Source organism: Streptomyces chumphonensis (assembly GCF_014779715.1).
GTDB lineage: Bacteria > Actinomycetota > Actinomycetes > Streptomycetales > Streptomycetaceae > Streptomyces > Streptomyces chumphonensis.
In genome coordinates this window covers 19,896-40,481 of the sequence record NZ_JACXYU010000006.1, presented here as the reverse complement: position 1 = coordinate 40,481, position 20,586 = coordinate 19,896, and the positions used below count along the sequence as shown (strand labels likewise).

The 20,586-nt window shown below is 74.1% G+C and carries 18 protein-coding genes; 6 read left to right on the top strand and 12 right to left on the bottom strand.

Going from position 1 to position 20,586, the window contains the following annotated elements:
• Nucleotides 1-79: 79 nt before the first annotated feature.
• Together IF129_RS13730 and miaA are read right to left on the bottom strand one after the other, a co-directional pair.
• Nucleotides 80-616 carry a hypothetical protein gene (locus IF129_RS13730; protein ID WP_191210101.1) on the bottom strand — a complete coding sequence of 179 codons (537 nt, stop codon included), beginning with the start codon at nt 614-616 and terminating at the stop codon, nt 80-82.
• 107 nt (nt 617-723) lie between these two features.
• Nucleotides 724-1,686, bottom strand: a complete 963-nt coding sequence (gene miaA, locus IF129_RS13725) for a tRNA (adenosine(37)-N6)-dimethylallyltransferase MiaA (protein ID WP_191209912.1) — start codon at nt 1,684-1,686, stop codon at nt 724-726.
• 125 nt (nt 1,687-1,811) lie between these two features.
• On the opposite strand from miaA, the gene IF129_RS13720 reads away from it, so the two are divergent.
• Both IF129_RS13720 and IF129_RS13715 read left to right on the top strand, forming a co-directional pair.
• Nucleotides 1,812-2,174 (top strand): hypothetical protein, encoded by a 363-nt coding sequence (locus IF129_RS13720; protein WP_191209911.1) that lies wholly within the window; start codon nt 1,812-1,814, stop codon nt 2,172-2,174.
• A gap of 27 nt (nt 2,175-2,201) precedes the next feature.
• Complete coding sequence (locus IF129_RS13715; RefSeq protein ID WP_191209910.1) at nt 2,202-2,462, top strand: antitoxin; 261 nt, start codon at nt 2,202-2,204, stop codon at nt 2,460-2,462.
• 87 nt (nt 2,463-2,549) lie between these two features.
• Here the strand turns inward: IF129_RS13715 and IF129_RS13710 are convergent, their stop codons facing one another.
• Both IF129_RS13710 and miaB read right to left on the bottom strand, forming a co-directional pair.
• Nucleotides 2,550-3,257, bottom strand: a complete 708-nt coding sequence (locus IF129_RS13710; RefSeq protein WP_191209909.1) for a class III extradiol dioxygenase subunit B-like domain-containing protein — start codon at nt 3,255-3,257, stop codon at nt 2,550-2,552.
• A gap of 141 nt (nt 3,258-3,398) precedes the next feature.
• On the bottom strand, nt 3,399-4,880 hold the full coding sequence (miaB, locus tag IF129_RS13705; protein WP_191209908.1) for a tRNA (N6-isopentenyl adenosine(37)-C2)-methylthiotransferase MiaB: 1,482 nt from the start codon (nt 4,878-4,880) through the stop codon (nt 3,399-3,401).
• Between the two features lie 93 nt (nt 4,881-4,973).
• Between miaB and IF129_RS13700 the strand changes: the two genes are divergently transcribed.
• On the top strand, nt 4,974-5,969 hold the full coding sequence (locus IF129_RS13700) for a TAXI family TRAP transporter solute-binding subunit (RefSeq protein ID WP_191209907.1): 996 nt from the start codon (nt 4,974-4,976) through the stop codon (nt 5,967-5,969).
• Here the strand turns inward: IF129_RS13700 and IF129_RS13695 are convergent.
• The 5 genes from IF129_RS13695 to IF129_RS13675 all read right to left on the bottom strand — a co-directional run bounded on the left by IF129_RS13695 (nt 5,959) and on the right by IF129_RS13675 (nt 11,038).
• Complete coding sequence (locus IF129_RS13695) at nt 5,959-7,533, bottom strand: FAD-dependent monooxygenase (protein ID WP_191209906.1); 1,575 nt, start codon at nt 7,531-7,533, stop codon at nt 5,959-5,961. The two genes, IF129_RS13700 and IF129_RS13695, sit on opposite strands and share 11 nt — an antisense overlap.
• Nucleotides 7,534-7,713: 180 nt before the next feature.
• Nucleotides 7,714-8,628, bottom strand: coding sequence for an amino acid ABC transporter permease (locus IF129_RS13690; protein WP_191209905.1), 915 nt, complete (start codon nt 8,626-8,628; stop codon nt 7,714-7,716).
• Nucleotides 8,625-9,302 carry an amino acid ABC transporter permease gene (locus IF129_RS13685; RefSeq protein WP_191209904.1) on the bottom strand — a complete coding sequence of 226 codons (678 nt, stop codon included), beginning with the start codon at nt 9,300-9,302 and terminating at the stop codon, nt 8,625-8,627. The genes IF129_RS13690 and IF129_RS13685 overlap by 4 nt, the downstream gene beginning before the upstream one ends.
• Before the next feature lie 87 nt (nt 9,303-9,389).
• Nucleotides 9,390-10,208: a glutamate ABC transporter substrate-binding protein gene (locus IF129_RS13680; RefSeq protein WP_191209903.1), complete on the bottom strand. Its 819-nt coding sequence runs from the start codon at nt 10,206-10,208 to the stop codon at nt 9,390-9,392.
• A gap of 44 nt (nt 10,209-10,252) precedes the next feature.
• Nucleotides 10,253-11,038, bottom strand: a complete 786-nt coding sequence (locus IF129_RS13675; RefSeq protein WP_191209902.1) for an amino acid ABC transporter ATP-binding protein — start codon at nt 11,036-11,038, stop codon at nt 10,253-10,255.
• Nucleotides 11,039-11,331: 293 nt separating this feature from the next.
• Here IF129_RS13675 and IF129_RS13670 point away from each other — a divergent pair, with 293 nt between their 5' ends.
• Both IF129_RS13670 and IF129_RS13665 read left to right on the top strand, forming a co-directional pair.
• Nucleotides 11,332-12,069, top strand: coding sequence for a response regulator transcription factor (locus tag IF129_RS13670; protein WP_191209901.1), 738 nt, complete (start codon nt 11,332-11,334; stop codon nt 12,067-12,069).
• 10 nt (nt 12,070-12,079) lie between these two features.
• Nucleotides 12,080-13,510, top strand: coding sequence for a sensor histidine kinase (locus tag IF129_RS13665; RefSeq protein ID WP_191209900.1), 1,431 nt, complete (start codon nt 12,080-12,082; stop codon nt 13,508-13,510).
• 44 nt (nt 13,511-13,554) lie between these two features.
• Here the strand turns inward: IF129_RS13665 and recX are convergent, their stop codons facing one another.
• The 3 genes from recX to IF129_RS13650 all read right to left on the bottom strand — a co-directional run bounded on the left by recX (nt 13,555) and on the right by IF129_RS13650 (nt 15,843).
• Nucleotides 13,555-14,172, bottom strand: coding sequence for a recombination regulator RecX (recX, locus tag IF129_RS13660; protein WP_191209899.1), 618 nt, complete (start codon nt 14,170-14,172; stop codon nt 13,555-13,557).
• A 15-nt stretch (nt 14,173-14,187) separates the two neighbouring features.
• Entirely contained in the window at nt 14,188-15,330 is a 1,143-nt protein-coding gene (gene recA, locus IF129_RS13655; protein WP_191209898.1) for a recombinase RecA, read from the bottom strand.
• A gap of 318 nt (nt 15,331-15,648) precedes the next feature.
• Nucleotides 15,649-15,843, bottom strand: a complete 195-nt coding sequence (locus IF129_RS13650; RefSeq protein ID WP_191210100.1) for a DUF3046 domain-containing protein — start codon at nt 15,841-15,843, stop codon at nt 15,649-15,651.
• Nucleotides 15,844-15,981: 138 nt separating this feature from the next.
• Between IF129_RS13650 and IF129_RS13645 the strand changes: the two genes are divergently transcribed.
• On the top strand, nt 15,982-20,583 hold the full coding sequence (locus IF129_RS13645; protein ID WP_191209897.1) for an ATP-dependent helicase: 4,602 nt from the start codon (nt 15,982-15,984) through the stop codon (nt 20,581-20,583).
• Nucleotides 20,584-20,586: the final 3 nt, after the last annotated feature.

Sequence of the window (20,586 nt, the reverse complement as noted above, 5' to 3'; positions counted from 1 at the left end):
AGCCGGCGCGGCGCGCCCCCCGGCCGCGACCACGGGGGGCCGTCGGGGCGGTGCCGCCCTCGGACGGGACCCCCACGGTCTACCGGAGGCGGGCCACCCGCCACACCGCCAGCGCGACCAGGACGACGCAGACCGACGCGTACAGGGCGACGACGCGCCAGTCGGGGCGCTCCCCCGTACCCCGGGCCGGCATGCCGGGCCAGGCGTGGCCGACCCGGCGGGCCGCCATCAGTCCCCAGCCCGCCGCGCAGCCGGTGATCAGCAGGCCCAGCATCGCGACGACGGCGCCGCCGTCCCCGAACTCGAAGGCGAGGGGGAAGGCGAACATCAGCGAGCCGAGCACGGCGAGGCCGACGATCGGCGCGAGCTGCCACAGCCGCAGCCGGCGCGGCGGTCGCAGCTCCGCGTACGACTCCTCGGGGTACGGCTCCTCCTCGCCGCCGCCCGGTGCGCCGTCCACGGCGAACCGGGCCCCGGGTACGTCCGCGATCCCGGACGTCCCGTCGGTCCCGACGCGCGCGGAGGTCGCCGCGCTCTCGCGGGAGTCGTCGCGCACCCGCGTCGCGGGGCCCGTCTCCCGTCCCGGTTCGTCGCCGCCACGAGGGCCGGCATCCATCGCCACGTGCCCTCCCGACTCACCACGGCATTGCGGCTAGAGCGTCGATGATGGCACGTCGGACCTGCCGGTCAGGGCTCTCCGGGCGTCCCGATGCCATGACGTGATCAGGCTGTGACCGCCCGTTCGACCAGCGACAGCGCGTGTCCGGCGAGGCTGTCGCGGTCCTGGGCGGCACCGCTCAGCCAGTGCACGCGATCGTCCCGGCGGAACCACGAGTCCTGCCGCCGCGCGAAGCGCTTGGTGGCCCGCACCGTCTCCCGGCGGGCGTCCTCCTCGGCGCACTCCCCGGCGAGCGCCGCCAGCACCTGCTGGTACCCCAGGGCACGGGAGGCCGTCCGGCCCTCCCGGAGCCCCACCGCCTCCAGCGCCCGGACCTCCTCGACCAGCCCCGCCTCCCACATGACGTCCACGCGGTGGGCGATCCGCTCGTCCAGCTCGGGCCGGGGGACGTCGACCCCGACGTAGAGCGTGTCGTACACGTCCCGCCGCGCGCCCGGCTCCGGCAGCTGCGCGGTGAAGGGGCGCCCGGTGATCTCCATGACCTCCAGGGCGCGCACGATACGGCGCCCGTTGCCCGGCAGGATGGCCGCCGCGGCGGCCGGGTCGGCGGCGGCGAGGCGGCGGTGCAGCTCCCCCGGGCCGTGCTCGTCGAGTTCCGCCTCCAGCCGGGACCGCACCAGCGGATCGGTGCCGGGGAACTCCAGCGCGTCCAGCGCCCCGCGCACGTACAGCCCGGAACCGCCGACGAGCACCGGCGTGCGGCCGCGCGCGAGCAGGGCGTCGATCTCCTCCCGGGCCAGGCGCTGGTACTCCGCGACGCTCGCGGCGACCGTCACGTCCCAGACGTCGAGCAACCGGTGCCGGACACCCCGCCGCTCCCCCGGGGTGAGTTTGGCCGTGCCGATGTCCATGCCCCGGTAGAGCTGCATCGAGTCGGCGTTGACGACCTCGCCGTCCAGCGCGCGGGCGAGCGCCACGCCGAGGTCGGACTTTCCGGCGGCGGTCGGGCCGACCACGGCGACGACCTGCGGGGCGGAGGGGGACGGTCGGAATGGGGGGCTGTTCACACCGATCAGTCTCCCAAACCGGGCCGACCCCTCACGAACGGGCGACGTGACGCCACCCGGGCGCCGTCGTTGCGCTTCACAGAGGTGGTGGCGCGCGAGCCGCACCCGCACGATGGGGAGTTGTCATGGGCGTACTGAGCTGGTTCCGCAGGAAGCCGACCGACGGGCCGTCCGGAGCGGAAGTCGACACCCCCGTCGCCGCCGGGGCGGCCGGGGCGGCCGGGGAGGAAGGTGCCGCCGGGGCGGCCGGCGCCGGGGAGACGGCACCGCACGACGCCGCCGACCACGCGGACGCCGCCGACACGTGTGCGGCGGAAGCCGACGGGAAGACGCCCGAGGACGGCGCCGGGAACCCCGAGGGGCCCGCCGCCGTTGCCACGAAGACGGACGGCGCGCCGGGAGAGCCTCGGGAGGACGTGGGGATCCCCAAGCAGCAGTCCGCCGGTGAAGCCGCTGCCACCGAAAGCGGCGACGGTGCACGTACCTGAGATCCGACGTCGAGGAAGGTGACTGCGATGAGCATGATGGACAAGCTCAAGGGGTTGCTCGTCAAGCACGAGAGCAAGGTCGGCCAGGCGGTCGACAGAGCGGCGCAGATGGCCGACAAGAAGACCAAGGGCAAGTACAGCGGCCAGTTGCGGACGGGCAGCCAGAAGGCCCGACAGGCCGTGGACCGGCTGGCCGACGAACAGCGGCGGCGCGGACCGGGCGGCCCCGGCGGGCACCCCGGCCCCGGCGGTCCGGGGCCGGGCGGTCAGCCGGGCGGGCCGCGCTGAGGGCCGACGCGGCGGTCACGTCCCCCGTCCGCCGCGTCGGCCGCACGACCACCGGGGTCACGCGGTCGACGCGGCGGACGTCCGGGGTCAGGACCAGCACGCCACGAGGTATCCGACGCCGTAGGGCGCGCGGTCGTAGAGCAGTTTGCCGGTGAGCCGGGTCCGTCCGGCGGCTGCGGCGAGCACCTGCCAGCCCGCCCGGCCGGACGCCTGCAACTCGTAGCCGAGCTCGGGATCGAGTGCGGCCAGCGCCCCGGTGTCGGCGGCGCCGAGGGCCCGCGCGACCTCCGCGTCGAACGCGGCGGCCCGCTCGTCGAAGTAGCCGGGTGCCTTGAGCGTGCGGCAGGCGCTGCCGTCCCCCATGACGAGCAGCGCGACGCGGTCGCCGTCCCCGGCCAGTTCGCGGCCGATGCCGGCGCACCGCTCGGGCGTCAGCGTCTCCGCCACACCGCGCCCGGTGACCGGGGCGGCCCGCCAGCCGTGGTGGTCGAGGAGCCAGGCGCCCACGGCCAGGGAGGGCGGCAGCGGACGGTCCCCGCCCTCGCCCCGCCCGAGCGCGACCGCGACGTCCACCCCGTAGCCGTGGAACGAGCCCCGGCTGCCCGGCGGGTAGCTCCCCCGGGCCAGCGGGTTGGCGGGCCCGACGACGACGAGGCGGTCGGGGCGGGCGGCGGCCAAGGCGTCCAGGGCCTCGGCACAGGCGGCACGGGCGTCGTCCATCTCGGGTGCGGCGCCCTTGGCGACCTCGGGCACCAGCAGCGGGGGGCAGGGGCAGGCGGCGGCAGCGGCAAGCATGGGCGGCAGCCTAGCGCCGCGGGGGCGACATGCCCCCGCATCCGGCGCGGATCGGCATATTCGGCAACGGGTGCGGTCCGTCGCCCGCCGGGGCACCCCCGCGACGGCGCCCGGCCCCGCCGCGACGGCCGGTGCCCGCCGTCAGCAGACCCGGCAGCCGTCCCCCTGCGCGGCGGGCCGCGCGGCGGGCGCCCCCACCGTGGGCAGACCGAGCATCACGCCCGAGGGGGCGGGGGCCGCGGTGCGGGCCTCCCAGGCGTCACCGGCGCGCGTGCGCCGGACCGCGAGCGCCGGGCCCTCCGCCAGCAGGTGGTGCGGGGCGGCGTAGGTGACCTTGACGCTCACCATGTCGCCGGGGCGCACCGGCTCCTCGGGGCGCGCGAAGTGCACCAGTCGGTTGTCGGCGGCCCGGCCGGACAACCGTCGGGTGGCCTCGTCCTTGCGGCCTTCGCCCTCGGCGACCAGCACCTCCAGGGTCCGGCCGACCTGGGCCCTGTTCTCGGCCCAGGAGATCTCCTCCTGGAGGGCCACCAACCGCTCGTAGCGCTCCTGGACGACCGCCTTGGGGATCTGGCCGTCCATCTCGGCGGCCGGGGTGCCCGGACGCTTGGAGTACTGGAAGGTGAACGCCTGCGCGAAGCGGGCCTCCCGGACGACGTGCAGGGTCTCCTGGAAGTCCTCCTCGGTCTCGCCGGGGAAGCCCACGATGATGTCCGTCGAGATCGCCGCCCGGGGCATCGCCGCCCGGACGTTCTCGATGATCTTCAGGAAACGCTCCTGCCGGTAGGAGCGACGCATGTCCTTCAGCACCCTGGAGGAGCCCGACTGCAGCGGCATGTGGAGCTGCGGCATGACGTTCGGGGTCTCCGCCATGGCGGCGATGACGTCGTCGGTGAAGTCCCGCGGGTGGGGCGAGGTGAAGCGGACGCGCTCCAGCCCCTCGATCCGGCCGCAGGCGCGCAGCAGCTTGCCGAACGCCTCCCGGTCGCCGATGTCGCTGCCGTAGGCGTTCACGTTCTGGCCGAGCAGGGTGATCTCGATGACGCCCTCGGCGACCAGCGCCTCGATCTCGGCGAGGACGTCGCCGGCCTTGCGGTCCTTCTCCTTGCCGCGCAGCTGCGGCACGATGCAGAACGTGCACGTGTTGTTGCACCCGACGGAGACCGACACCCACGCCGCGTAGGCCGACTCCCGGCGCGTGGGCAGGGTGGAGGGAAACGCCTCCAGCGACTCGGCGATCTCGACCTGCGCCTCCCGCCGCACGCGGGCCCGCTCCAGCAACACCGGCAGCTTGCCGACGTTGTGGGTTCCGAAGACGACGTCCACCCAGGGCGCCTTCTTCACGATCGTGTCGCGGTCCTTCTGGGCCAGGCACCCGCCCACCGCGATCTGCATGCCGGGCCGGGCGGCCTTCCTGGGCGCCAGCTGGCCGAGGTTGCCGTACAGCCGGTTGTCGGCGTTCTCCCGCACCGCGCAGGTGTTGAAGACGACGACATCGGCGCCGTCGGCCCCCTCGGGCGCGCGCACATAACCGGCGTCCTCCAGCAGACCGGCCATCCGCTCGGAGTCGTGGACGTTCATCTGGCAGCCGAAGGTGCGCAGCTCATAAGTCTTCGCAGTCATCTCAGTCGACCAGGGTACGCGTTCACCCGGGCCCTCCGCCCCTCCGGTGCACACACCTGCCGCCCGGCGGAGCGCGGATGGCAGGATCGGCCCATGGCCACCCTCCGCATCCGCCGTCTCGGCCGGCGCCGGGCACTCGAAGCCGGCGCCGCGCTCGTCGCGCTCGCGCTGCTCGCGTGGTGGCTGCTGCCCGCCGACGCCCCGTCGCCCGGGGGCCGGGTCACGTTCGCCACGGGGGTGCCGACCGGCGTCTACGAGCGCTACGGCGCCCTGCTGGAGCAGCGCGTGCGGACGGAGCTGCCGGAGCTGGAGATGGAGCTGCGGCCGAGCCAGGGCTCGGTGGAGAACATCCGGCGCGTGCTCTCCGGCGAGGCGGACTTCACCATCGCCCAGGCCGACGCCGTCGCCGCCCACCTCGGCGCGGGCGGCCCGGACGCCGCCCGGCTGCGCGCGTGCGCCCGGCTCTACGACGACTACATCCAACTCGTCGTCCCCGCCGACTCCCCTGTCCGCACGGCCGCCGACCTGGCGGGGCTGCGGGTCGGCGTGGGCGAGCTGGAGTCCGGCGTGCGGCCCATCGCCCGGCGGCTCCTCACCGCGGCCGGGCTGGATCCGGACCGGGAGGTGACCACCGTGCACGAGGGCATCGACACCATGCCGGGCATGCTCGAAGGCGGCCGGCTCGACGCCTTCTTCTGGAGCGGCGGACTGCCCACCGGCGCCGTCCAGAGCCTCGCCGCCCGCAGCGACGTCCGGCTGGTCGGCCTGGGCGACCTCGTGCCCGCGCTGCACGCCCAGGACCCCGTCGCCCGGCACTACCGCGCCGCCGTCATGCCCGCCGACGCCTACCCCGACGTGCAGCGCGGCGAAGGGGTGGAGACGGTCGCCGTGGCCAACCTGCTGGTGACGGCGCAGCGGGCGGACCCGGACGTGACCGCCGCGCTGACGCGCGTCCTCATCCGCAACCGGGACCGCATCGCCCACGAGGTGCACGCCGCCCAGCGTGTGGACCTGCGCACCGCCATCTACACCGACCCGCTCCCCCTGCACGAAGGCGCCCGGCGCTACTACCGCGCGGTCAAGCCCTGAGGTCGGCGCCGTCACCACCGGCGAGCCGCATCGCGCTCGCGTGCAGTTCCGCCGCGTCCACGCCCGGCAGCGCCGCCGCCAGGTGCCCGTCCGGGCGGACCAGGAGGACGCTGTGCGCCTCGGCGCCCGGGTACGCCTCGGCCACCAGGAGCTCGGCGGGCAGCGGCAGCTCCCGCACGGCTGCCGCGAGCTGCGGCATGACGCCCGCGTTGCGCCAGTGCCGGCTCTCCCACACACCCGTGCCGGGCGCCACGAGCACCACCAGCAGGCGTCGGCCCAGCCGGCCGCGCAACGGCTGGCGCTCCCCGCCCGGCACCGTCACCGGGACGTCGGCGGCCGGCCGTCCCAACTCGGCGGCGACGGCCAGCCCCGGCAGCGCGGGTGACGTCAGCGGGGACGCCGCGTACGCCCCGGGCGCGCCCAGCGGGCCCCGGCCGGCGTGGCCGTCGGTGAGGAGCCCGAGCGGCCCCCGGCCACCGGGCAGGAGGGAACGCAGCGCACTGCCGCCCTGCACCAGGGGCAGCGCCTGGTCCAGGGCACGCAGCCGGGCGACCGAGACGCCGCGTCGCTCGCTCTCGTAGGTGTCCAGCAGGGCGTCCGCCGCCGCACCGTCCCCGCCGTGCCAGGCGACGGCCAGCTTCCAGGCCAGGTTGTCGGCGTCGCGCAGCCCCTCGTCGACGCTCTGGGTGCCGAGCGCGCCCAGCAGCCGCGCGGCGTCCCCGGCCAGGAAGGCCCGCCCGCAACGCCAGCGGCGGGCCAGACGCTGGTGCGCCGTGTGGACGCCGGTGTCCAGCAGGTCGTAGGCGGGCGACCCGTCCTGCGGCCCCGCCTCCTCCGACCAGGCGGCGAGCGTGCTCCCGATCCGCCGCAGCAGGTCCTCGGGGGTGACGAGATCGCCGCGCGGCGGCAGCCGCCAGTCCAGCCGCCACAGGCCACCGGGCAGCGAGCGGGCGCTGACCTCGCCGCCGCCGGGCGGATCACGGTGCAGCAGCGCCTCGTCCGGCCAGGGCAGCGGCACGCGCAGGGCGGCGACCGCCCGGCGCTCGACCGACGTCCGGCCCGGGAAGCGGACGCCGAGCAGCTTGCGGACGGTCGAGCGGGCCCCGTCGCAGCCCACGAGGTAGCTCCCCGACCACGCGACGCCCAGCCCTCCCGAGGTGCGGGCCCGCACCCCCGAATCGTGCTGCTCCAGCTCCGTCAGGCGGCGGCCGGGGACGAAGTCGACGAGCCCGCTGCGGCGCACGGCGGCCGTGAGCGCGCCGGTCAGGGAGTGCTGCGGCAGGTGGAAGGGCGCATCGCCCGGCGCGAAGTCCTCCTGGTCCAGGCACTGACGGCGGCGCAGCGTGCGCCAGACGCGCCAGTGGGTGCCCGGCAGTTCCGCCGGGCCGGCCAGCCGCTGGGCGAGCGCGGCGGTGTCGGGGCGCAGGACGCAGGTGCGCGCCGGGCGCGCGGGCGCCTCACCGTCCCCCGTCTCCAGCAGCACCGACGGCACCTCGTGCCGTGCGAGCGCCAGCGCCAGCGCCAGCCCCACCGGGCCCGCGCCGACCACGATCACCGGCTCCACCGCACCCCGTTCCGACGCCTCGGTCCGTGCCGGGAGTCCCCGACGGGGACGGGAGTGGGGGCCGGAGGCCGAAGGCCGTGCGTGATCACACCCGTATGCAACCCACTGCCCGTGCAACCGTCAAGTGACGGCCGCCCGGGCAGCGGGTTGCGTGCGGGGGGACGGAGGGCCCGGGGCGCCTCAGGTCCGGCCGGTCTCGCCGCCCCGCCCCGTCACCGGCTCGGGGCCGACGTTCTCCAGTTCCTCCAGCTGCTCGGTGGTCAGGGCCTTGCCGGAGGACCTCCCGCCCTGCCGGATGCGCCGTTCCAGCCAACCGGCCCCACCGGTCAGGGCGAAGTTGAGCACGATGAACAGCAGGCCGACGAAGAGGTAGGCGGCGATGGGGTTCGAGTAGTTGACCGTGATCAGGTCACCCTGGCGCAGCAGCTCGCTGAAGCCCAGCACCGCACCACCGAGCGCGGTGTCCTTCACGATGACGACCAGCTGACTCACGATGGCCGGAAGCATCGCCGTGACCGCCTGCGGCAGCAGGACGAAGGTCATGACCTGCCACTTGCGCATCCCGATCGCCTGCGCGGCGTCCGTCTGGCCGCGCGGCAGCGACAGGATGCCGGCCCGCACCACCTCGGCGAGCACGGAGGCGTTGTAGAGGACCAGGCCGGTGACGACCGCGTAGAGCGGCCGCACGCCGGAGTCCACGTTCGTCCACATCGCGTAGGCCTCGTTCGCGAAGACCATGAGGAGCAGCACCGGAATGGCCCGGAAGAACTCCACGATCGCACCCGCGACACCGCGCACCCAGGCGTGGTCCGAGAGCCGCGCGATGCCGAGCACGGCGCCCAGCGGTAGTGCGATGGCCATCGCGAGGGCCGCCGCCTTCAGGGTGTTGACGAGCCCGGGCAGCAGGAACGTCGTCCACACCCGCGAGTCGGTGAAGAACGGGGACCACTTGTCGGCCTCCAGCTCCCCCGCGTCACCCAGCGTCCGCAGCACCCAGTAGAGCGCGGCGCCGAGCACGACGAGGAACCCGACCGTGTAGAGGGCGTTGCGGACCTTCGCACGCGGTCCCGGCGTGTCGTAGAGGACGGAACTCATCGCTTCACCGCCACACGCTTGCTGAGCCAGCCGAGCACGAGACCCGTGGGAAGGGTGAGAACGATGAACCCGAAGGCGAACACCGCGAAGACCAGCAGGATCGCGTCGGACTCATTCTCGATCATCTCCTTCATCAGCAACGCCGCTTCGGCGACACCGATGGCCGCGGCGACCGTCGTGTTCTTGGTGAGGGCGATCAGGACGCTCGCCAGCGGCGCCACCACCGAGCGGAACGCCTGCGGCAGCACGATCGACCACAGCACCTGGAAGAAGCCGAGACCCAGCGCGCGCGCCGCCTCCGCCTGGCCGAGGCCGACGGTGTTGATCCCCGACCGCAGCGCCTCGCAGACGAAGGTCGCCGTGTAGGCGGCCAGGCCCAGGACGGCCAGCCGGAAGTTGATCGACTCGATGTCACCCCCGCCGCCCAGCGTGATGCCGAGCGAGTTGTACAGGCCGAGGGACGTGAAGACGATGATGAGCGTCAGCGGGGTGTTCCGCACGACGTTCACGTACGCCGTGCCGAAGGCCCGCATCACCGGGACGGGACTGACCCGCATGCCGGCCAGGATCGTGCCCCAGACCAGGGCTCCGATCCCGGAGAAGACGGTGAGCTGCACCGTCAGCCAGAACGCCCCGAGCAGGTTGTACTGAGGCGAATCAAGGAAATCGAACACTGTCTACCGCGCTCTCACCTCATGGAAGGCGGGGCGCGTCGGGCGGAATCCGACGCGCCCCGTGGCTCTTGTCCGACCGCCGCCCGGTCAGCTCTTCTCGGTGATCTCCGGGGCCTCGCCCGGGTCGTAGCCGGCCGGGCCGAAGTGCTTGTCCACGGCCTCCTTCCAGGAGCCGTCCTCGATCATCTTCTCCAGGGCCGCGTTGACCTTCTCCTGCATCTCGGTGTCGCCCTTCTTCAGGCCGATCCCGTAGTTCTCGTCGCTCAGGCTGAGGCCGGCGAGCTTGAACTGGCCCTCGTAGTTGTCCTGCGCGGCGTACCCGGCCAGGATGGCGTCGTCCGTGGTCAGCGCGTCGACGGTGCCCTTGCTGAGGCCGTCCAGGCACTTGGAGTAGGTGTCGAACTCCTGCAGTTCGGCGTCGGGCGCCAGCTCGTTCTTGACGTTCTGCGCGGACGTCGAACCACCGACCGAGCAGAGGTTCTTGTCGTTGAGGTCCGAGGCGTCGGTGATCGCCGTCTCGTCCGAGCGGATCAGCAGGTCCTGGTGCGCGATGAGGTACGGGCCGGCGAAGCTGACCTTCTCCTTGCGCTCGTCGGTGATGGAGTACGTGGCCGCAATCATGTCCACGTCACCACGGCTGAGCAGGTTCTCCCGCTCCGGGCTCGGCGACTGCTTCCACTCGATGTCCCCGGCCTCGTAGCCGAGCTCCTTCGCGACGTACGTCGCCACATCGACGTCGAAGCCCTCGTAGGCGCCGTCCGGGGTCTTCAGGCCGAGACCCGGCTGGTCGAACTTGATGCCGATCGTGATCGTGTCGTCGCTCCCGCTGTCACTGCCACAGGCGGTGGCCGAGACGGCCAGGGCGAGCGCGGCGGCGACGGCGGCACCGGTCTTGCGGAATCTCATGTGGTTTCCCTTGGTGAAGTGGTGGAAGGGGCCCGTGCGGTCGTTCAGTGGGCGAGGATCTTCGAGAGGAAGTCCTTCGCCCGGTCGCTGCGCGGATTGCTGAAGAACTGGTCCGGCGTCGCCTCCTCGACGATCCGCCCGTCGGCCATGAAGACCACGCGGTTCGCCGCGGACCGGGCGAAGCCCATCTCGTGGGTGACGACGACCATCGTCATGCCGTCCCGGGCCAGCTGCTGCATGACCTCCAGGACCTCGTTGATCATCTCGGGGTCGAGTGCGGAGGTCGGCTCGTCGAAGAGCATGACCTTCGGCTCCATGGCGAGGGCACGGGCGATGGCCACGCGCTGCTGCTGGCCGCCGGAGAGCTGGGCGGGGTACTTGTCGGCCTGGTTGCCCACCCCGACCCGGTCCAGCAGGGCGCGGGCCCGTTCCTCGGCCTCGGCCTTCGGCGTCCTGCGCACCTTCGTCTGGCCCAGCGTGACGTTCTGCAGGACCGTCTTGTGCGCGAAGAGGTTGAACGACTGGAAGACCATGCCCACGTCCGCGCGCAGCCTGGCCAGTTCCCTGCCCTCGGCGGGGAGCGGCTTGCCGTCGATGCTGATCGACCCGGAGTCGATCGTCTCCAGGCGGTTGATGGTGCGGCACAGGGTCGACTTGCCGGACCCGGAAGGACCGATCACGACGACCACCTCGCCGCGGGCGATGGTCAGGTCGATGTCCTGGAGCACGTGCAACGCGCCGAAGTGCTTGTTGACGTTGTCCAGTACGACCAGGGGTTCCGCCGGGTCCGCCGGGCCCCCGGCGTCCTCGGTCACCGATACTGCGCTCATCGGCGTCACTCGCTCCGTCCTCGTCGGTTGGTGGGACCTTAGTGACCGCCTCGGAGCAGCGTCAGCACATCTGAGCGGAACTTGAGCATAACGATCCAGCCACGCACCACCACGGAGCGTGAGGGGACGTAAGGGCCGCGTACCGGCTGCATAACGGAACGCCCGGCGGACCGGAACCGCCTTGACGTGCGGCATCTCCGTCGGCGTGGATGCAGGCGGGCTTCCCCCCGAGACGTTCGGCGGGACAATGGACGGGCCGAGGGGCACACGAGGAGCACAGGGACGGAGGCGACATGCGCGTGTTGCTGGTCGAGGACGACGACCACGTCGCCGCCGCGCTGTCCGCCGTGCTCGCCCGGCACGGCTTCACCGTCGTCCACGCACGCGGCGGCGCGGAGGCCCTGGAACACATCCTCCCCTCCGACGGCAGCGCGCCCTTCGACGTGGTCCTCCTCGACCTCGGCCTCCCCGACCAGGACGGTTTCGAGGTCTGCGGACGCATCCGGCGCTGCACCGGCGTCCCCGTGATCATGGTGACGGCCCGCGCCGACGTGCGCTCACGCGTCCACGGGCTCAACCTCGGAGCCGACGACTACGTCGTGAAGCCCTACGACACCGGAGAACTGCTCGCCCGCATCCACGCCGTCGGCCGCCGCACGGCCCACGGTGACGGGCCCGCGCCCTCCCTCGCCCCCGCCGGGGAGGGCGAGCGCGAAGCGGACCCCGGGCTGCGGATCGGGCCGGTGCTGATCGAGACCGCAGGACGCCGCGTCACCGTCGACGGCGCGGCCGTCGCCCTCACCCGCAAGGAGTTCGACCTGCTGGCCCTGCTCGCCCAACGCCCGGGCGTCGTCTACCGGCGGGAGCAGATCATCAGCGAGGTGTGGCGGACCAGCTGGGAGGGCACGGGCCGCACGCTCGAAGTGCACGTCGCCTCGCTGCGGTCCAAGCTCGGCCTGCCGGCCCTCATCGAGACCGTGCGCGGCGTCGGCTACCGGCTGTCGGTGCCCGACGACGACCCGCCCCGGTAACGTTCCGCCGGTGCGCGCCCGTCTGCTGCCCCTGCTCATCGTCCTGATGGCCGGTGTGCTCCTCGCCCTGGGCTTCCCCCTCGCCGCCAGCATGGCCGCCGCCGAGCAGCAGCGCCTCGTCGTCGACCGCATCGACGACACCGCACGCTTCGCCTCGCTCGCCCAGTTCGTCACCGCACGGCCGGGAGAGGTGTCACAACCGACCGCCGAGGCCCGCATCGAGGACGGCAACCGCGACGAGCGCCTCTCCACCCTCACCGACGAGCTGGCCCGCTACCACGACCTCTACGGCATCAACGCCGGGGTCTTCTTCCGGGACGGGCAGGCCATGGCCGCCTCCCCCGGTGGCTGGCGCGTGCCGGACACCGGAGCGGGGGCCGACGCGTTCGCGGAGGCCCTGGCCGGGCGGCGCAGCCACGACCCGCCCCAGGTGTGGCCCTGGCAGACGCACCGCATCGCCGTCGCCTCCCCCGTCATCCGGGACGGCGACGTGGTGGCCGTCGTGCTCACCGACTCCCCCACCGGGCCGCTGCGCTCCCGCATCCTGCGCGACTGGGTACCGCTGGCCGCCGGGGAGGCGGCCGCGATGCTCCTGGCCCTCGCGGCGGCGGCCCGGCTCTCGGGATGGGTGCTGCGCCCCGTGCGCGACCTGGACAAGGCGACGCACGACATCGCCACCGGACGACTCACCTCCCGGGTGGCCGCCGCCGGGGGCCCGCCCGAGCTGCGTCGGCTGGCGCACTCCTTCAACGAGATGGCCGACCACGTGGAGGACATCCTGGAGCAGCAGCGCGCCTTCGTCGCCGACGCCTCGCACCAGCTGAGGAACCCGCTGTCCGCGCTGCTGCTGCGCATCGAACTGCTGGGGCTGGAGCTGCCGGGCGACCGAGCGGGCTTCGAGGCGGTGCAGACGGAGGGCAAGCGGCTGGCCCGGGTCCTGGACGACCTGCTGGGCCTGGCGACGGCGGAGCACAGCCGGGCGGACCTGCGACTGACCGACGTGGGCGCGCTGGCCACGGAGCGCATCGCCGCGTGGCGCCCGGTGGCGGAACGCGAAGGGGTGGAGCTCGGCCGGGAAGGACCGGCGGCGCTGACGGCGTGGGCCGATCCGATCGCGCTGTCGAGCGCGCTGGACGCCGTGGTGGACAACGCCGTGAAGTTCACACCGCGCGGCAAGGCGGTGACCGTGGCCGTCGCGGCGGCCGGTGACCACGTCACCGTGGAGGTGGTCGACGAGGGTCCGGGGCTCACCGAGGACGAGCTCGAACGGATCGGCGACCGGTTCTGGCGCAGCGGCCGCCACCAGAACGTCTCCGGCTCCGGGCTCGGGCTCTCCATCGCGCGGGCCCTCCTCGCGGCCGGTGACGCGTCGATCGCCTACGCACCCCGCGAGCCGCAGGGGCTCCGCGTCACGCTCACCCTGCCCCGGTCGGCGCCCTGAGTGCGGCGTGCGGACACGGGGCGACCGCGCTCGGACGGCCCGGCTCAGAGGTCCGGGAAGGACTCCGGCCACCCGGTGGCACCGTCCCCGTGGTGCTCGGCCTCCTCCTCCAGGGCCTGACGGACGACACGCAGCGCCAGACCCTCGGCGTACCCCTTGCGGGCGAGCATCGCGGCGAGGCGGCGCAGCCGGCGCTCCGGCGCCAGGCCCCGGGTGGTCCGGAGCTTGCGCTCCACCAGGGCGCGCGCCGTCTCCTCCTCCTGCTCGGCGTCCAGCCGCCCGAGCGCACCCTCGATCACCGAGGACTCCACGCCCTTGGTGCGAAGCTCCCGCGCGAGCGCCCGGCGGGCGAGACCCCGGCCGTGGTGGCGGGACTCCACCCAGGCGTCGGCGAACCCCGCGTCATCGATGAGGCCGACCTCCTCGAATCGGGCCAGCACCTCCTCGGCCGCCTCGTCGGGGATGCCGCGTTTGCGCAGCGCTTCCGCGAGCTGGCTGCGTGTGCGGGGCGTCCCGGTGAGCAGTCTCAGGCAGATCGCCCGCGCCTGCTCGACCGGATCGCGGGACCCGGACGGTGCCACCTCCTCGGCCCTCGACGAGGAGGCGGCACCGCCGTTCTCGGGTGCCGGGGCGTCCCCCGGCCAGTCCGTCCGCCGTGTCATACCGGGGCGCCCGGACTAGCTCTTGGCCGCGGTGCCGGCGGCCTTGGCGGACTTCCCCTTCGCGGCCGTCACCGGAGCGGCCTTCGAGACCGGCTCCGCGAGGCCCGGGGCGGGTGCGCCCGGGGCGGCGTCCTCACCGGGCTCGGCGGCGGGCTCCTCGACCCGGACACCGATGCCGAGCTTCTCCTTGATCTTCTTCTCGATCTCGTTGGCCAAGTCCGGGTTGTCGCGCAGGAAGTTGCGGGCGTTCTCCTTGCCCTGGCCGAGCTGGTCGCCCTCGTAGGTGTACCAGGCGCCCGACTTGCGGATGAAGCCGTGCTCCACGCCCATGTCGATGAGGCCGCCCTCGCGGCTGATGCCCATGCCGTAGAGGATGTCGAACTCGGCCTGCTTGAACGGCGGCGCGACCTTGTTCTTCACGACCTTGACGCGGGTGCGGTTGCCGACCGCGTCGGTGCCGTCCTTGAGCGTCTCGATCCGCCGGATGTCCAGGCGCACCGAGGAGTAGAACTTCAGCGCCCGGCCGCCGGTCGTCGTCTCGGGCGAGCCGAACATCACTCCGACCTTCTCGCGGAGCTGGTTGATGAAGATCGCCGTCGTCTTCGACTGGTGGAGCGCGCCGGTGATCTTGCGGAGCGCCTGACTCATCAGCCGTGCCTGGAGGCCGACGTGGGAGTCGCCCATCTCGCCCTCGATCTCGGCGCGGGGCACCAGGGCGGCGACCGAGTCGACCACGATGAGGTCGAGCGCGCCGGACCGGATCAGCATGTCGGTGATCTCCAGCGCCTGCTCGCCGTTGTCCGGCTGCGAGAGGATCAGCTGGTCCACGTCGACCCCGAGCTTCTTGGCGTACTCGGGGTCGAGCGCGTGCTCGGCGTCGACGAAGGCGACGGTGCCGCCCGCCTTCTGCGCGTTCGCCACGGCGTGCAGGGTGAGCGTCGTCTTGCCGCTGGACTCCGGGCCGTAGACCTCGACCACACGGCCGCGCGGCAGGCCGCCGACCCCCAGGGCCACATCCAGCGCCGTCGACCCGGTGGGGATGACCTCGATGGGCTCGTTCGGCCGCTCACCGAGACGCATCACGGCGCCCTTGCCGAACTGCCGTTCAATCTGTGCGAGCGCGGCGTCGAGCGCCTTCTCGCGGTCGGTTCCTGCCATGGGTGCCACCGGTTTCTGGTTCGATCGCTTCACATCCGGGACGCTAGCGGCTGCCACTGACAATCGGGCCACCCAGGCCCCTCACCGACCCGCGAGGACCTGCCCGCGGGGCCGGAGACCTGGAAGAGCCAGGAGCGCTTCCGCCGCCTCCATGGGAATCCATGTTCGATTTTTGTGTCAAGTGAACCCGCCGCCCCTGTGGAGACCAGAAACCCGCAGCTCACCGCCCCGATGTCGCTCCCTGTGGATCCTCGCGCCACCCGAAGGGGTGAGAAGAAGTGGAGCGCGATGACGCTATGACGCTGTGGCGCGATGCCGTCAGCGCAGCTCGGCGGGGACGTCCATCGCCGCACAGACCGCGCGCCAGACGTCCTTCGCGTTCCACCCGGCGTCCAGCGCCTCGCGCACCGTACGGCCGCCCAGCTCGGACATGACGTGGTCACGCGCGAAGGAGTCGGCGTACGCCGGGCCGAAGTGCGCCGTCATCCGCTCCCAGAAGTCCGTCAGCCGCATGCGTCCAGTATCGCGCAGGCCGCGCGGGCGCCCGACCGCCGGCCGTTCGTCCCCGGGCCCGCCACCGCCCGCCGCTCCGCCGACGGAGGGGGAGCGGCGGAGCAGGCCGCTGTCGGTGCCCCGGTGCACGATGGGGGCATGGCTCACGCTGCCACCGAGGCGCTCGACGACTTCTCCCCCGCCACCCGCGCGTGGTTCGGCGGGGCCTTCCGCGCGCCCACGGCGGCACAGGAGGGTGCCTGGCGGGCGCTCGCCGAGGGGTCCGACGCCCTGGTCGTCGCGCCGACGGGGTCGGGGAAGACGCTGGCCGCGTTCCTGGCCTCGCTGGACCGGCTGGCGGCCTCGGCCCCGCCCGCCGAGCCGCTGAAGCGGTGCCGGGTGCTGTACGTGTCGCCGCTGAAGGCGCTCGCGGTGGACGTCGAGCGCAATCTGCGGAGCCCGCTGACGGGCATCCGTCAGGAGGCGCTGCGGCTCGGTCTGCCGGAGCCGGACGTGCGTGTGGCGATCCGTTCCGGGGACACCCCGGCCGCCGACCGGCGGGCGATGGCCCGCCGTCCGCCGGACATCCTCATCACGACGCCCGAGTCGCTGTTCCTCATGCTCACCTCGCAGGCGCGGGAGGCGCTCGCCGGCGTGGAGACGGTGATCCTCGACGAGGTGCACGCCGTGGCGGGCACCAAGCGCGGCGCGCACCTGGCGCTCTCCCTGGAACGGCTGGACGAGCTGCTCGACCGCCCCGCGCGCCGCGTCGGTCTGTCGGCCACGGTCCGCCCCGTGGAGGAGGTGGCCCGCTTCCTCTCACCGCGGCGGCCCGTGACGATCGTGCAGCCCCCGGCGGAGAAGGAGTTCGCCCTTCAGGTCGTCGTGCCGGTGGAGGACATGGGGGAGCTCGGCGGCTCACCGGTGCCCGAGGGCGTCGAGGGGGGCGACCGACCGTCCATCTGGCCGTCGGTGGAGGAGCGCATCTGCGACCTCGTGCAGGCCCACCGCTCGACGATCGTCTTCGTCAACTCCCGTCGCCTCGCCGAGCGGCTGTGCAACCGGCTCAACGAGATCGCCTACGAACGGGCCACCGGCGAGCCGCTGCCGAAGGACCACGCGCCCGCCGAGCTGATGGGCGGCTCCGGCGCGGCGGAGGGTGCCCCGCCGGTGCTGGCCCGGGCGCACCACGGGTCGGTGTCGAAGGAGCAGCGCGCGCTGGTGGAGGAGGACCTCAAGGCCGGGCGGTTGCCGGCCGTGGTCGCCACCTCCAGCCTGGAGTTGGGCATCGACATGGGGGCGGTCGATCTCGTCGTGCAGGTGGAGTCGCCGCCGTCGGTGGCGTCGGGGCTGCAGCGGGTGGGCCGGGCGGGCCACCAGGTGGGGGCGGTGTCGGCGGGTGTCGTCTTCCCGAAGTACCGGGGCGACCTGGTGCAGTCGGCGGTCGTGACGGAGCGGATGCGGCAGGGCGCGATCGAGGCGCTGCGCGTTCCGGCCAACCCGCTGGACGTGCTGGCGCAGCAGATCGTGGCGGTCACCGCGATGGACGTGTGGGACGTGACGGAGCTGCTGTCCCTGGTGCGGCGGGCCGCCCCGTTCGCGGCGCTGCCGGAGTCGGCGTTCACGGGCGTCCTGGACATGCTGGCGGGCCGCTACCCGTCGGACGCGTTCGCCGAGCTGCGGCCCCGCGTCGTGTGGGACCGGGTGGCGGGGACGGTGGGCGCGCGGCCGGGGGCGCAGCGGCTCGCCGTCACCTCGGGCGGCACCATCCCCGACCGGGGCCTGTTCGGCGTCTTCCTCGCCGGGGCGGACCCGAAGCGGGGCGGCGGCCGGGTCGGTGAGCTGGACGAGGAGATGGTGTACGAGTCCCGGGTGGGGGACGTGTTCACGCTGGGCACGACGTCCTGGCGCATCGAGGACATCACGCGGGACCGGGTGCTGGTCTCCCCCGCCCCCGGGGTGCCGGGCCGGCTGCCGTTCTGGAAGGGGGACCAGCTGGGGCGCCCGCTGGAGCTGGGCCGGGCGCTGGGGGCGTTCCTGCGCGAGGTGGGCGCGCTGGAGGAGGAGGCGGCGCGCGGGCGGCTGGCCGCGGCGGGTCTGGACGAGCTGGCGACGGGGAACCTGCTCGCGTACCTGGCGGAGCAGCGTGCGGCGTGCGGGCATGTGCCGGACGACCGCACGATCGTGGTGGAGCGGTTCCGGGACGAGCTGGGTGACTGGCGGGTGGTGGTGCACTCGCCGTTCGGTGCCCAGGTGCACGCGCCGTGGGCGCTGGCGCTGGGGGCCCGACTGACCGAGCGCTACGGTCTGGACGCACAGGTGATGCACGCCGACGACGGGATCGTGCTGCGGCTGCCGGACGCGGACCTGCTGGGCCTGGACACCCCGGACGGCCCGCTGGAGCCGGACCGGTCCTTCGACGCCGCGCAGGCGCCGGTGGGCGCGCAGGACGTGCTCTTCGACCACACCGAGGTCGACGGGATCGTCACCGAGCAGGTGGGTGGTTCGGCGCTGTTCGCCGCGCGGTTCCGGGAGTGCGCGGCGCGGGCCCTGCTGCTGCCGCGCCGCGACCCGGGGCGGCGTACGCCGCTGTGGCAGCAGCGCCGCCGTGCCTCCCAGCTGCTCCAGGTGGCGAGCGAGTTCGGGTCCTTCCCGATCGTGCTGGAGGCGGTGCGCGAGTGCCTGCAGGACGTGTTCGACGTGCCCGGGCTGACCGAGCTGATGGAGGACGTGGCGGCCCGCCGCGTGCGGCTGGTGGAGGTGACGACGCGGGAGCCGTCGCCGTTCGCCCGTTCGCTGCTGTTCGGGTACGTGGCCCAGTTCCTCTACGAGGGCGACACCCCGCTGGCCGAGCGGCGCGCCGCCGCGCTGTCGCTGGACTCCCGGCTGCTGGCCGAGCTCCTGGGCCGGGCGGAGCTGCGGGAGCTGCTGGACGCGGGGGTGCTGGCGGAGCTGGAGGCGGAGCTCCAGTGGCGCACGGAGGAGCGGCGGGTCAAGGACGTCGAGGGGGTGGCCGACGCCCTGCGGGTGCTGGGGCCGCTGACGGACGAGGAGTTGCTCGGGCGGGGCGCCGAGCCGGGTTGGGGCGCGGAGCTGGCGGCGGCGCGGCGGGCGGTCGCGGTGCGGATCGCCGGGCGGGAGCACTGGGCGGCGGTGGAGGACGCCGGGCGGCTGCGGGACGCCCTGGGCGTCGCCCTGCCGGTCGGGGTGCCGGAGGCGTTCACCGAGCCGGTGCCCGACCCGCTGGGCGACCTGCTGGCCCGGTTCGCGCGGACCCACGGCCCGTTCACGACCGCCCGGGCCGCCGAACGGTTCGGGCTGGGGCAGGCGGTGGTCGACGGCCAGTTGCACCGGATGGCGGCCGAGGGCCGGTTGGTGCAGGGCGAGTTCCACCCGGCGGGGGCCGGTCAGGAGTGGTGCGACCCGACGGTGCTGCGCAGGCTGCGGCGGCGGTCGCTGGCCGCCCTGCGGCAGGAGCTGGAACCGGTGCCCGGTCCGGTCCTGGCGGCGTTCCTCCCCCGTTGGCAGCACGTGGGGGCCGGTGGGCTGCGCGGGGTCGACGGCTTGGCGCGCGCGGTGGAGCAGTTGCAGGGCGCGGCCGTTCCGGCGTCGGCGTTGGAGCGGCTGGTGCTGCCGGGGCGGGTCGTCGGGTACGCGCCCGCGATGCTGGACGAACTGACGACGACCGGTGAGGTCCTGTGGGCGGGTGCCGGCGCGCTTCCCGGCAAGGACGGCTGGGTCGCGCTGTATCCCGCGGACAGCGCGCCGCTCCTGCTGCCCGAGCCGCACCCGCTGGAGCTGACGTCCCGCCACCGTGCCGTACTGGAGGCGCTGGAGGGCGGGTACGGCCTGTTCTTCCGGCAGATCGCCGAGCAGGTGCGGGAGGTGGAGGCGGAGGTGACGGATCTGCTGCTGGCCGAGGCGGTGTGGGAGCTGGCCTGGTCGGGGCGGCTCACCAACGACTCCCTGGCGCCGCTGCGGGCTCTGCTGGGCTCGGGGCGCACCGCCGGGTCGACGGCGCACCGGGCGAAGCGGGCGGTGCCGCGCGGGCGGTACGGCTCGCTGGGGGTGCGGACGGCGTCGCGGAACGGACCGCCCACCGTCGCGGGTCGCTGGTCGCTGCTTCCGGAGCGGGCGCAGGACGCCACACTGCGGGCCCACGCCTCGGCGCGCACGCTGCTCGACCGGCATGGTCTCGTGACGCGCGGCGCGGTGGCGGCCGAGGGGGTGCCGGGCGGCTTCGCGGCGGCCTACCGGGTGCTGTCGGCGTTCGAGGAGAGTGGTCAGGCGCGGCGCGGGTACGTCGTCGAGCATCTGGGCGCCGCCCAGTTCGCGATGGACGGCGCGGTGGACCGGCTGCGGGCCGTCCACACGGCCCGGGAGCGGGAGCGGGAGCAGCGGGCCGTGGTGCTGGCGGCGGCCGATCCGGCCAACGCCTACGGGGCGGCGCTGCCGTGGCCGGAGTCGCCGGAGGGCGCGGGTCACAAGCCGGGGCGCAAGGCGGGGGCGCTCGTCGTGCTGGTCGACGGCGAGCCGGCCCTGTATCTGGAGCGCGGCGGCCGGTCGTTGCTGGCGTGGAGCGAGGGGGCCGCGCTGGAGACGGCCGCTGCGGCGCTGGCCGGTGCCGCCCGGGCCGGGATGCTGGGCGCGCTCACCGTCGAGCGGGCCAACGGCGCGCCGGTGCTGACGTCGCCGCTCGGTCGCGTCCTGGAGGCGGCCGGCTTCCACGCCACGCCGCGTGGGCTGCGCCTGCGGCCGTAGGAG

Coding starts and splice junctions, on each gene's coding strand:
- IF129_RS13675 (WP_191209902.1), bottom strand. CDS start 11,038: ATGAGCGCAGTATCGGTGACCGAGGACGCCGGGGGCCCGGCGGACCCG.
- IF129_RS13710 (WP_191209909.1), bottom strand. CDS start 3,257: ATGCTTGCCGCTGCCGCCGCCTGCCCCTGCCCCCCGCTGCTGGTGCCC.
- recX (WP_191209899.1), bottom strand. CDS start 14,172: ATGACACGGCGGACGGACTGGCCGGGGGACGCCCCGGCACCCGAGAAC.
- IF129_RS13700 (WP_191209907.1), top strand. CDS start 4,974: ATGGCCACCCTCCGCATCCGCCGTCTCGGCCGGCGCCGGGCACTCGAA.
- IF129_RS13680 (WP_191209903.1), bottom strand. CDS start 10,208: ATGAGATTCCGCAAGACCGGTGCCGCCGTCGCCGCCGCGCTCGCCCTG.
- miaB (WP_191209908.1), bottom strand. CDS start 4,880: ATGACTGCGAAGACTTATGAGCTGCGCACCTTCGGCTGCCAGATGAAC.
- IF129_RS13715 (WP_191209910.1), top strand. CDS start 2,202: ATGAGCATGATGGACAAGCTCAAGGGGTTGCTCGTCAAGCACGAGAGC.
- IF129_RS13650 (WP_191210100.1), bottom strand. CDS start 15,843: ATGCGGCTGACGGACTTCTGGGAGCGGATGACGGCGCACTTCGGCCCG.
- IF129_RS13690 (WP_191209905.1), bottom strand. CDS start 8,628: ATGAGTTCCGTCCTCTACGACACGCCGGGACCGCGTGCGAAGGTCCGC.
- IF129_RS13645 (WP_191209897.1), top strand. CDS start 15,982: ATGGCTCACGCTGCCACCGAGGCGCTCGACGACTTCTCCCCCGCCACC.
- recA (WP_191209898.1), bottom strand. CDS start 15,330: ATGGCAGGAACCGACCGCGAGAAGGCGCTCGACGCCGCGCTCGCACAG.
- IF129_RS13730 (WP_191210101.1), bottom strand. CDS start 616: ATGGATGCCGGCCCTCGTGGCGGCGACGAACCGGGACGGGAGACGGGC.
- IF129_RS13670 (WP_191209901.1), top strand. CDS start 11,332: ATGCGCGTGTTGCTGGTCGAGGACGACGACCACGTCGCCGCCGCGCTG.
- IF129_RS13720 (WP_191209911.1), top strand. CDS start 1,812: ATGGGCGTACTGAGCTGGTTCCGCAGGAAGCCGACCGACGGGCCGTCC.